The sequence below is a fragment of the Cellulosilyticum sp. genome (assembly GCF_982396655.1).
The window spans coordinates 18,178-29,840 of sequence record NZ_CEVXFV010000051.1 but is presented as its reverse complement, the minus strand read 5'-3'; the positions used below and the strand labels follow the sequence as shown (position 1 = coordinate 29,840).

Below are 11,663 nucleotides of genomic sequence, written 5' to 3'. Positions count from 1 at the left end.
GGCGGCACGTTGAGCCAATTCTGGCGGATGGCGGAGAAGCGAATGAGAGGATATACGGTTTTCCTTTGACCTCCTGTTGGTCGAAGTCAAGATAAAACTATATACCCTAATTTATCCACACCCATGAAGTCTGGTAAGGGCGGCGGCACGTTGAGCCAATTCTGGCGGATGGCGGAGAAGCGAATGAGAGGATATATGGTTTTCCTTTGACCTCCTGTTGGTTGCTTTATTTTAGGAGGGCTAGGTCTGTGAGAAGTTGGTGTTCGCCTGTGATGATTTGTTTAATCATGTAGAGTGTTACTTTATCGGTTGTGGTATCTACCTCTGGGAGATGGTTATCTATGTTAGCGATAAATTCTGGGTAGTTGTTGGTGGTAGTGTGAAGAATATGGGGCATATCTCTGAGGATAATGCCTAGGTTTGATGCGTTGATTTTGTGTTTGCTAAGCCAGCGGTAGAGTTCGTAGATATTACTGATGAGAAGGCGTTCGTCTGTTAGGATGATTTGATAGTTAGAGTTCGTGAAGGCCTGGTTATTAAGACGAATGCGGTCTTCTATGAGGTTTGTAATAATGAGGAGATTCTTCATGACATTTTGGCGAACTTTACCTTGCGCAAGGGCATTAACTTCTTCTAGCATTTTGATGATAGTATCTTTGTACAAGTTTTTTAATTCATTAGTCGCATCATCTAATTTATAAGGGAAGATGAAGCGATTAATAAGAAGTGCCATAATTGTACCTAAGATTACAAAGCAGATGCGAGCAACTGTAAGGCCTGGTGTGGCAGATAGATCTATAAGTGCGGCTGAACCTATGGAAGAAATCGTTGTAAAGATAGTGGTATAACGATAAGCATTTAAGTAGCTAGAAATATAGCCAGATGCCATTAAGATAATAGGTGCCAGTGCTGGTGGAGCAAAAGAAAACAAGAAGAATGAAATCCCACCACCTATTAGTGTAGCAAATATTCTATCGCGTGCTTTCGTTTTAGATTGTTCATAAATCGGTATGATAATAGAGATACAGGTAAATGCTAGCCAGCGCCCTTCTTCTAAATGAAAGAAATCAGTTAAAAAGAAGGAAAGCGTAACACCTACAGCAAGACGGAAAGCATAGGAAAATTTCATAGAGCTAGAATTGAAGGTAGCCTTATTAAAGCGATACTGACTATAATTAGCAGGAATTTTTTCTAATCTTTTAACGACATTATAGTGTGCTTCATCTAATTTTGAGAGTTCCTCTAGGGTATCGCGAATAAAGGCAATGTTGTTTAAGAATTCTAGGTCTTTTAGATTATGGACATCTTCAGGTGCATAGTGAGCCATAAGTTCAGTATAAAAAGCATCAAGGTTAGAGAATGCATGCTTATCTTCAATGCAAGAAATTGTTTTTTCCAAGAATTTCTTTAAGTCATCCAGAATTGTAGCATACTCTTTGGGATTAATATTCGAGTTAAGAAGTAAAGATAAATTTTCTAGAGCAATAGAAAGATTGAGTTTAAGAAGTGCTTCTTCCGTGAAGTAATAGGAAGCCTCACGTCTTTCGTAAATTACTTTTCGAAGGTTGCTAATAAGTAGAGATATAGATTGTCTTTGAGAAGAGGCATCCTTGCCCTTTTTGAACTGTTTGATTTGGACAATTAAGAGGTTGCAAAGCTCAATGAGCATTTTGTTACCACTTTTCTTTAACTTATTCTTGTTAAATAGAAGCTGCAAGCCAATGATACAAATAGCACCTGCTACTAATGAAGCGAGACGTAATGGAAGTTCAGCAGTAGATACAGGTGTTGCAACTAAGAAAGCGTATTGAAGTATAAAAGGCAAGTAAAGGGGACTTCTTAGATTGTATAAAAAGGTATAACCAATGAAAAAAGTGATAATAAAGTTAATAGGAAGAGCCAGCCATAGATTAAGAGAAGCTAGGAAGGCACCTATTCCGATAATAAGGTTGACGCCAATTAGTTTAAACATATTTTTAAGCGGAGAAACCGTAAGGTCTCTTTGCAAAAACATAAGCATAGCAGTAGCAGATGTGACACCTACTAAAGTATTGGTGCTAGAAAATATCATATTAAAGAAAACGATAAAGGCTACGACAGCAACAAATATTAGTGTTTTAGAGAGTATAAGCTGTTTATTCAAATCATAAGTCTCCTTTCTGTAAATAAGTGTTTTATATAAATAATAATAAGTGCTTATGAAAATCATAAGTATATGTATGATAAATATAGAGTGTGTGACTAACTAAATAAGGGCAATAGCTACAATTTATAGTTGCATTATACAAGGTGTAAAAAGGGAAAGATAGGGGGGAGGAAAAACGAGAAGTTAGTAAATTTGAAATTGACTAAAAAAATTTCGGGTGATAAAATAAAATTAATCGAGTAGCAAATGCGTAAATCCAGATTAAGGATTTACGCATTTTTTGTTATTCGTTACTAAGGTTGTGGTAGCTTTCCGATGAAAAGACTCCGTAGATTTAGTATATAGGAGGTTATTATGGAAAAAGAAGTTACGATGAATAAGATGGGAACGGCGCCTATTAAGGGGCTTATGTTAGCAATGGGGATGTCTATGATTGTATCTATGGCATTACAGGCACTCTATAATATTGTAGATAGTTACTTTGTAAGTTGTATGCCATCATCAGAGACCATTGCTAATATGGGGGATTATGCAGTAAATGCACTAACACTAGCATTCCCAATACAGATGTTAATGGTAGCCATAGGTGTGGGGACGGGTGTAGGTGTTAACACATTATTATCTAAAAGTCTAGGTGAAGGAAATCGCGATAAAGCAAGTCACATTGCAGGAAATGCTATTTTCTTAGGTATTTGTACATATGTTGTATTTTTGCTTTTTGGTATTTGGGGTGTAAAGGCTTATATCAGTTCGCAGACTTCAAATCCAGTTATACTACAAATGGGAGAATCTTATCTTAGAATTTGCACAGTATTATCTTTGGGTATTGTCCTCTATATAATTTATGAAAAATTATTACAGGCAACAGGAAAAACAATGTTATCAACGATTGCACAAATTGCAGGTGCATTAACAAATATTATTTTAGACCCTATTTTAATTTTTGGTTTATGGGGATTTCCTAAAATGGGAATAGAGGGTGCAGCTTATGCAACGGTTATTGGACAGGGTGTGTCTTGTTTATTGGATATAATTTTTCACTATGGATTTAATAGAGAAGTTGATGGTAGATTAAAATTTTTAAGACCTCAAGTGGCAATTATTAAAGAAATTTATGAGGTAGGAATACCTGCTATAGTTATGCAGGCATTGATGTCCTTTATGACGTATGGCGCTAATATTATATTAGGGGCTATTTCAAGTTCAGCAGTTACAGCATATGGTGTTTATTATAAAATTCAGCAGTTCGTATTCTTTGCAGCTTTTGGAATGAATAATGCAATGATTCCTATTATAGGATTTAATTATGGTAAACGCGATAAGACTAGAGTAGATGAGGGCATCAAGTATGGCATGATTTACACATTAATTATTATGGCAATTGGTGCTGTCGCACTTTGGATTTTTGCACATCAGATTATAGGTATATTTGCAGTTTCAGAAGAAACACAAAGGCTATGTATTATGGCAATAAGAATTATTACAATAGGTTATTTATTTGTAGGTGCCAATATAGCATATCAAGGTATATTTCAGGCACTGGGATGTGGCATACGTTCATTAATACTTTCATTAATAAGGCTCATAGTAGTTCCATTACCATTAGCATGGTTACTTACAATGGTTCCTAGAGCACAAGATATCGTATGGATTGCCTTTCCAATAGGTGAAGCTGTAGCTTTAGTTGTAGGATATCTCTTAATGAAACAAATTTCTGTAGAAAAGATGAATCAGTTTACTAAGCAAACAAAAACGAGAGAAAAAGTAATTGTAGGCAGTGAAGGATAAAGATGAACAAGAATAAGAAGTGAAGTAAGGATAAGGATAAGAAGTGAAGTAAGAAGTGAAATGAGGATAAGGATGAGAAGTAAAGTAAGAAGTGAAATGAGGATAAGAATGAGAAGCGAAGAGTAAGGTGTGAAGTGAGGATAAGGATGAGAAGTAAAGTAAGGCGTGAAATGAGGATAAGGATGAGAAGTAAAGTAAGGCGTGAAATAAGGATAAGAATGAGAAGCGAAGAGTAAGGTGTGAAGTGAGGATAAGGATGAGAAGTAAAGTAAGGCGTGAAATGAGGATAAGGATGAGAAGTGAAGTAAGGCGTGAAATAAGGATAAGAATAAGAAGTAAAAAGTAAGAGATAGGAAACTAAAAAATGCTGTAGTTTAAGGGACTACAGCATTTTTTATATTTATTTTTATAAGGAGTTTGAATGAAAAAAGTTACTTAAAAAATTAATTTTAAGTTGCAATATCTACTAATATAGCTATATAAGCTAAGGGGTGACTTATGTAGTATATTTAAGAATTGCGATATGTCTGGAGAAGAATACCTATATAAAATAGCGTCATATCTTCTCCAGGCAAGAAATAATTTTGTTCTAGAAAAGCTGATTTTTAACTTTATGTTTAGTTAATTATTAGCACTTGAAGAAGTTGTCTCGTTAGGTGGCGTCATAGCGGCATCGGTTGGAGGAGTAGTACCCGCATCAGCCGGAGGCGTCATACCAGCATCAGCCGGAGGAGTAGTACCTGCATCAGTCGGAGGCGTCATACCTTCAGGAGATTGAGTGGTGCCATCAAAATTATCGCGATTTGGTCTTGTGCCATTTTCATGATTTTTGCCGCCCATACCACCTTTACCACCCATACCAGTAGAGCCGCCGATAGTTGTGAGCATTGAGCTAACATTGAAGGTTGAGTTTTCAGTACCATTTGAATAAACTGCATCAGCATAGTAATTATAGAAACTTGGTTCTCCTGTGACTTCACCACCTGTATAGATTGTGTAATCTTCGCCTACAGTAAGGTTTGGTGAAGAGAAGAGAAGTGTTGAGGCTGTTTTTGGTGGCATAAAGGTTAAAACATTTGTACCATTTTGCGCAATGTGATATAACGTTTCGCCAGTTGGACCTGAAAGAATTACAGAAGGTTGCGTTGAATCTGTATCAGAAGGTGTGCTTGTTGTACCTCCAGTTGCAATAACTGTGCCACCATTAATAATGAAGCTACTTTGGTCGCAGTCGATACCGCATTCTGGTTGGTTGCCGCCAAATGCAAGAACAAGACCGCCATTTATTGTGATAGAGGCATTACTATCAAGGCCATCAGCATTAGCAGTCACATAAATTGAACCATCATTAATGACCATGCTACTTCCAGCATTGAAACCATCATCATTAGCATTGATGTTCATTGTGCCGCCATTTACAGTGAGGATACCTTTGGCTTCAATACCTTCTTCACTTTGAGGAATAGTAATATCACCACCATTTATAGTAAGGTCAAGATCAGCATGGATGCCGTCATCAGCAGCATTAGCTATGATGGTACCAGCATTGATAATAATTGTTCCACTACAGTCTATACCATCTGAAGTTCCTGAAACTTGTAAGTTACCGCCATCTATAACAATAGCATCATTTACATTGATGCCATCTTTAACAGTACTTGTTGCAATAATTGTACCGCTTGTAATAGTTAGATCATCATCACAGGCAATCCCATGTTTATAGTTACCTGTAGCTTCTAGCGTACCATTGCCTTGAATTACTAAGGAGTCATTACTAAAGAGTGCACCTTTTCCTTCATCTGTACTTGCATAAGTTGTACCGTCAGTTAAGGAATTTGTTGTACCACTTGCTAGCGTAATATAGGCTTTTTCTGCGTTGGAGATTGTAATGGCAGGACCATCACTATTTGTAATATGTGCATCACTGAGGGTGAGATTAATATTTTCCTCTGTAAGTACAGTAATTGAGCCATCTGTTAAAGTACCTGTAATGGTGTAGTTGCCACCTTTTGAGATAATGATATCATTGCCGCTTATTCTAGCACCTGAACCAGAAATTGTAGAAGTTGTACCGAGTGTAATGGTGGCTTCATTGGTCCAAGTAATGCCAGATGTATCATCAGGAAGATTAGTAGAATCGGCCTGAGTATTTTGAGTGACAGTGGTTGATTGCTGTGTAGCTGGAATAGTGGATGTAGATATGCTTTGACAGCCTACGGTTAGTGGCATAATAAGAGAGGCACTCATTAATACGCCTAGAAGTTTAATGTATTTCATAGGAATCTCCTTTTTTAACTTTTTGTTAAGTTTCTTTGTGGTTAGTTTATTATAGATTTCACATTTATAAGTTTTAGTTATTCATGATTTTTAGTCATGTGAAATCATTGAGAGAAACCTATTTACGTATATGTATATTTCAAGTTTTTAGTTGGTTTCTCTATATAGATTTCACATTTATAAGTTTTAGTTATTCATAGTTTTTAGTCATATGAAATCACTTTAAGTTGTGTACATGTAATATTACATTTGATTACATGCGTTTAATGTAATGTTTGTATTAAGGTCTTGTTTGTTGTATGTATATAGATTAAAGGTGCAATGTGTTTGCTATGTGATAAAAAATTGAAAACTAAAATAATGTTATGTGAAGTATATAGATTTCACATTTATAAAATTTAGTTATTCATAGTTTTGAGTCATGTGAAATCATTGGGAGAAAACAATTTACGTACATGTATATTTCAATGTTTTAGTTGGTTTCTCTATAGGACAATGTTAAAATATAAAATTTTTTAAATTATAGTTTTTTGAAATAATTTATAGTGGTAAGATAAAAAGGTTAGGGTGTATATTTTGAAAATAAGAAAAACATCGGAGATGTAGCAGATTAGAAAGGGATTTTTATATGAGAAAACATACATTTACAGTAGAAGAAAAATACGATCAAATGATTAATACACCTATTCCTAAGCTTATTACACTTATGGCAGTACCTACTATTATTAGCATGCTGATTACATCTGTTTATAATATGGCAGATACATTTTTTGTAGGTAAGCTTGGCACAAGTGCTACAGCAGCAGTGGGAGTATCATTTTCAATCATGTGTATTATTCAGGCCATTGGTTTTACATTTGGAATGGGGTCAGGTAACTTTATTTCTAGGTTATTAGGACAAAAGGAAAAGGATTATGCACAAAAAGTGGCAGCTACAGGATTTTTAACAGCCTTTGGGATTGGTTGTCTAATTGCTATTATTGGACTCATCTGTGTAGATTCCATTGTATATGGATTAGGGGCAACGCCTACAATTGCACCATATGCAAAGCAATATATTAGCATTATTTTAATAGGAACACCTTTTATGGCAGGTTCGTTTGTACTCAATAATTTATTTAGATATCAAGGGAATGCTTTTTATGGCATGATGGGGATTGCAACAGGTGGGGTTTTAAATATAATTTTAGACCCGATTTTTATATTTGTATTTAAGATGGGTGTATCAGGGGCAGCATTAGCTACCATTATTAGTCAGTTTGTTAGTTTTTGCATTTTACTTTCGAACGGCGGACGTGGGGGGAATATTAGAATTAGCCTTAAAAACTTTACGCCAAATTGGAAGATTTATAGAGAAATACTTAAAGGCGGTCTTCCTTCATTTTATAGACAAGGTTTAGCAAGCATTGCAACAATCATCTTAAACGTTTGCGCTAGGCCATTTGGAGATGCAGCCATTGCAGCTATGTCCATTGTGGCAAGGATTCTTCAATTTGCATTATCTATGGTGTTAGGATTTGGACAGGGATTTCAGCCTGTTTGCGGTTTCAACTATGGTGCCAGAAGATATGACCGCGTATTAGAAGCCTTTTGGTTTTGCGTAAAATTAGCATTTGGTGTACTTACAACCTTAAGTATTTTAGGATTTATTTTTGCACCGCATATTATTCAGATTTTCAGAAAAGATGATTTAGAAGTAATTCAAATTGGCGTAAATGCATTAAGAATACAATGCGTCACATTCCCATTATCCTCATGGATTGTCATGAACAACATGCTTCTTCAGACAACAGGACAAGGAACCAAAGCATCTATACTAGCTATGGCAAGACAAGGCTTATTTTTCATTCCACTTATCTGGATTTTATCTCAAACCTCAGGTCTACTAGGTGTACAATTAAGCCAAGCCATCAGCGATATCCTAACATTTCTCCTAGCCATACCTCTAGGCGGCAGCCTCCTCAAAACCCTCAAAGCAGAACAGAGGGACAGGTCTCCAAAAATGACGTTATAGATACGGGGACAGGTCTCCAAAGATGGCGTTGGGGGAGTCGGGAATTCTTGACAGAGGCAAAATAGTGTGTAATGATAGAAAAGTTGATACTAACCAAGTAGGGTGTAGAATATACTTAATAGGGAAAGTTAAGAGCTGCAGCCCCCGCTACTGTAACTAGGGACAAGGATAACGAAACCACTGTAATAGAAGAGATTTGTATTATGGGAAGGGTTATCTGAGGATGAACTATAAGCCAGGAGACCTACCTTACTATGGCACTAGTATTCTTTCGGAGGGAGAGAATGAACTAGAATCTTAGGAAGTTTAGCATTTCTTAAAAAGATTCTCCGAAAAGCAGTTATTTCATTTATAGGAGGATATTAAAATGAAACAAAAATTATTTATGAGAAAAGGTATGATGCTGCTTATGGCAACTGCCATGTCATTTTCAATGTTAGTAGGTTGTGGGAGCTCAAATAATACATCAGTAACCCCTACAGAAACAGCAGTAACAAATGAGGCATTTAATGTTTCAGTCACAGATTCAACAGGGGAAACGATTACTTTAACAAGTGAGCCACAACGTATCGTTTCTATGGCACCAAGTACAACAGAAATTTTAGCAGCATTAGGTGTAGAAAGCAAAATTGTAGGTCGTACAAAGTATTGTAATTACCCAGAGTCTATCGAGAATGTAGAATCAGTAGGTAGTACATCAAGTCCTAATGTAGAAACGATTATTTCATTAGAACCAGATTTAGTAGTGGGTTCAACACACGTTTCAGAGGAAGTTATTAATAAATTAAGAGAAGTAGGCATTCCAGTAGTATTCCTTAATGAGCAAGAAGGCTTTGATGGAACTTACTCAGCAATTACATCTATTGGTGAATTAGTTGGTAAGCCAGAAAAGGCAGCAGAAGTTATTGCAAATATGCAAAAAACAGTTACAGATATTACAAAAAAAGTGAATGCTTTAAATAAAACAGAAAAACCAAAAGTATATTATATGGTTGGTTATGGCGAACAAGATTTTACTGCAGGTGGAGACACATTTATTAGTGAAATCATCAATTTAGCAGGTGGTAAAAATATCGCACAAAATGTAGAAGGTTGGTCAATTAGTAAAGAAGAGATTGCAGCTGATGAACCAGATATGATTATTATGCCAAGTGGCAAAGGAACACTTGAAGAATTACAAAACACAGATTTCTATAAAGATTTAGAAGCTGTAAAAGCAGGACACGTTTATGAAATCAATGGAGATATGATTTCTAGACAAGGACCACGTGTAGCAGATGCATTAGTGGAAATGGCAGAAGTAATTAATCCAGAGCTCGTTAATTAATTAGATTTTTATCTAGTTAAAATCTAGCATTTAGAAAATTACTTGGAAACTAAATATAAATTAAAAGGAATAGGAAATATAAGGCTTTTATATTTCCTATTAACTTTATCCGTTATTATTTTTGCCATTATCTCCATAGCAATTGGTGTAGCTAATATTACAGTAAGTGATATTATGCATATTATATGGTCACAGATAACAGGCCAGGAGGTAGCTACACATATTACAAAAGGTCAACAAACAATTATATTGAATTTACGTATTCCGCGTATTCTTATGGCGATTTTAACAGGAATGAACTTAGCTATAACTGGAGCAGTCTATCAGGCAATTTTTAGAAATGATATGGCAGATCCTTATATGTTAGGAATTTCCTCAGGGGCATCACTTGGAGCGGCTATAGGATTTGTAACAAGCGGTTTTTCACCACTATATGCCTTCATGGGGGCGCTAGTGGCGAATGTATTAGTATTAGTTTTATCAGGAATGAAGGGAAAAGTCTCTACTGTTAGATTACTTCTTTCAGGACTTGCAATTAATTATTTCTTTTCTTCAGTATTAGCATTAATAAAAACTTATTGGGACGATAAACTTCTTACTATTTTTACCTGGGGAATGGGTTCTCTTAGTGCAGCATCTTATACTAGGGTATTTATTTTAAGTATTGTTACGATTCCAAGCCTTATTGTATTTCTTATTTTACGAAAGGAACTTAATATTTTACTGATGGGAGAGGATGTAGCGAAAGCTCTAGGTGTAGATGTGGGCCGTGTTAGAAAGATACTTCTAGGGATAAGTAGCTTACTTATTGCAACAACAGTTTGCTTTACAGGAACAATTGGATTTGTAGGGCTTATTATTCCACATATTGTCCGTATTGTATTTGGCTCAAATTATCGTGTGACATTGCCTATTACAGCATTTTTAGGAATGTTATTTTTGCTTCTATGTGATAACTTATCTAGGGCACTTCTTCCTAGTGGAGAAATTCCTATAGGAGTAATTACCTCTTTATTAGGTGCACCATATTTCATGTATCTTATTTATAAACAAAGAAAGAGGGAGCAAAGATGATTGAAATCAAACACTTAGATTACACTATTAATAAAAAGCATATTTTAAAGGATATCAATTATAGTTTTGCTCCTGGTAAAATATATGGAATTATAGGCCCCAATGGTGCAGGGAAGAGTACGATTTTAAAGCATATCATGGGCATTATTCATCCACCTAAGGCAACTATTTTCTATGAAGGTAAAGATATAAGAAGTTTTAAAGTAAAAGATTATGCACAGTGTATGAGTTATGTTTTTCAAGAAAATCCTAGAGATTTAGATTTTACAGTTTATGAGATTCTTCAAATGGGGCGCTATACGCATATGAATTTGCTAGGAGACATTACTGTGCAAGATGAGGAAATCATAGAAGAAGTGATAAAAGAACTTCATTTAGAAAATCTTAGAGATGCCTCTATTAGAACACTAAGCGGCGGCGAGGCACAAAAGGTTTTTATTGCTAGAGCATTAGTACAAAATACGCCCTATTTATTACTAGATGAGCCTACATCTATGCTAGATATTCACAATAGCGTAGAACTTATGCATCTCATTAAGGAGATTAAAGAAAAGCGAAATCTGACAATTATTATGGTCTTGCACGATTTGAACCTAGCCTTCGGTACCTGCGATGAAATGCTTATCTTAAAAGATGGCCATTTAGCAATATCTGGATCAACAAAAGAAGTGCTTCAAACCACGACCTTAAAAGAAACTTATAACAATAAAATTCACCTTATTCAAGATAAGGAAAACACCTATATCGTCCCCAACCTAAAATAACCGGGGACAGGTCTCTAGAGTAGGTGTTTAGATAGCGGGGACAGGTCTCCAAAATAGGCGTTTAAATAAATGGGGACAGGTCTCCAAAATAGGCGTTTAAATAAATGGGGACAGGTCTCAAAAATAGGTGTTTAGATAGCGGGGACAGGTCTCCAAAATAGGTGTTTAGATAGCGGGGACAGGTCTCCAAAATAGGTGCTTAGATAGATGGGGACAGGTCTCAAAAATAGGCGTTTAAATAGCGGGGACAGGTCTCTAAAATAGGCGTTGAAA

The 11,663-nt window shown here is 35.7% G+C and carries 7 protein-coding genes and 1 riboswitch; of the genes, 5 read left to right on the top strand and 2 right to left on the bottom strand.

The window, feature by feature from the left end:
* Positions 1–226: 226 nt before the first annotated feature.
* Complete coding sequence (locus tag AC1VAQ_RS16825; protein ID WP_302596772.1) at positions 227–2,143, bottom strand: FUSC family protein; 1,917 nt, start codon at positions 2,141–2,143, stop codon at positions 227–229.
* A gap of 357 nt (positions 2,144–2,500) precedes the next feature.
* Between AC1VAQ_RS16825 and AC1VAQ_RS16820 the strand changes: the two genes are divergently transcribed.
* Positions 2,501–3,934, top strand: a complete 1,434-nt coding sequence (locus tag AC1VAQ_RS16820) for an MATE family efflux transporter (protein ID WP_479904222.1) — start codon at positions 2,501–2,503, stop codon at positions 3,932–3,934.
* A gap of 621 nt (positions 3,935–4,555) precedes the next feature.
* Here the strand turns inward: AC1VAQ_RS16820 and AC1VAQ_RS16815 are convergent.
* Positions 4,556–6,211, bottom strand: a complete 1,656-nt coding sequence (locus AC1VAQ_RS16815; protein ID WP_479904221.1) for a carbohydrate-binding domain-containing protein — start codon at positions 6,209–6,211, stop codon at positions 4,556–4,558.
* Between the two features lie 628 nt (positions 6,212–6,839).
* Here AC1VAQ_RS16815 and AC1VAQ_RS16810 point away from each other — a divergent pair.
* From AC1VAQ_RS16810 to AC1VAQ_RS16795, 4 genes are all read left to right on the top strand, one after another.
* The gene (locus tag AC1VAQ_RS16810; protein WP_479904220.1) at positions 6,840–8,225 is read left to right on the top strand and encodes an MATE family efflux transporter; all 1,386 of its coding nucleotides are present in this window, start codon (positions 6,840–6,842) and stop codon (positions 8,223–8,225) included.
* 83 nt (positions 8,226–8,308) lie between these two features.
* A riboswitch (cobalamin riboswitch) is annotated at positions 8,309–8,491 on the top strand.
* A gap of 101 nt (positions 8,492–8,592) precedes the next feature.
* On the top strand, positions 8,593–9,552 hold the full coding sequence (locus AC1VAQ_RS16805) for an ABC transporter substrate-binding protein (protein WP_302596777.1): 960 nt from the start codon (positions 8,593–8,595) through the stop codon (positions 9,550–9,552).
* A 42-nt stretch (positions 9,553–9,594) separates the two neighbouring features.
* On the top strand, positions 9,595–10,626 hold the full coding sequence (locus tag AC1VAQ_RS16800) for a FecCD family ABC transporter permease (RefSeq protein ID WP_479904219.1): 1,032 nt from the start codon (positions 9,595–9,597) through the stop codon (positions 10,624–10,626).
* On the top strand, positions 10,623–11,390 hold the full coding sequence (locus tag AC1VAQ_RS16795; RefSeq protein ID WP_303244386.1) for an ABC transporter ATP-binding protein: 768 nt from the start codon (positions 10,623–10,625) through the stop codon (positions 11,388–11,390). The genes AC1VAQ_RS16800 and AC1VAQ_RS16795 overlap by 4 nt, the downstream gene beginning before the upstream one ends.
* The last annotated feature ends 273 nt before the right edge of the window (positions 11,391–11,663 follow it).

What these genes read in the sequence shown, in the direction of transcription:
- AC1VAQ_RS16820 (WP_479904222.1), top strand. Translation starts at nt 2,501, where the DNA reads ATGGAAAAAGAAGTTACGATGAATAAGATGGGAACGGCGCCTATTAAG.
- AC1VAQ_RS16815 (WP_479904221.1), bottom strand. Translation starts at nt 6,211, where the DNA reads ATGAAATACATTAAACTTCTAGGCGTATTAATGAGTGCCTCTCTTATT.
- AC1VAQ_RS16810 (WP_479904220.1), top strand. Translation starts at nt 6,840, where the DNA reads ATGAGAAAACATACATTTACAGTAGAAGAAAAATACGATCAAATGATT.
- AC1VAQ_RS16805 (WP_302596777.1), top strand. Translation starts at nt 8,593, where the DNA reads ATGAAACAAAAATTATTTATGAGAAAAGGTATGATGCTGCTTATGGCA.
- AC1VAQ_RS16795 (WP_303244386.1), top strand. Translation starts at nt 10,623, where the DNA reads ATGATTGAAATCAAACACTTAGATTACACTATTAATAAAAAGCATATT.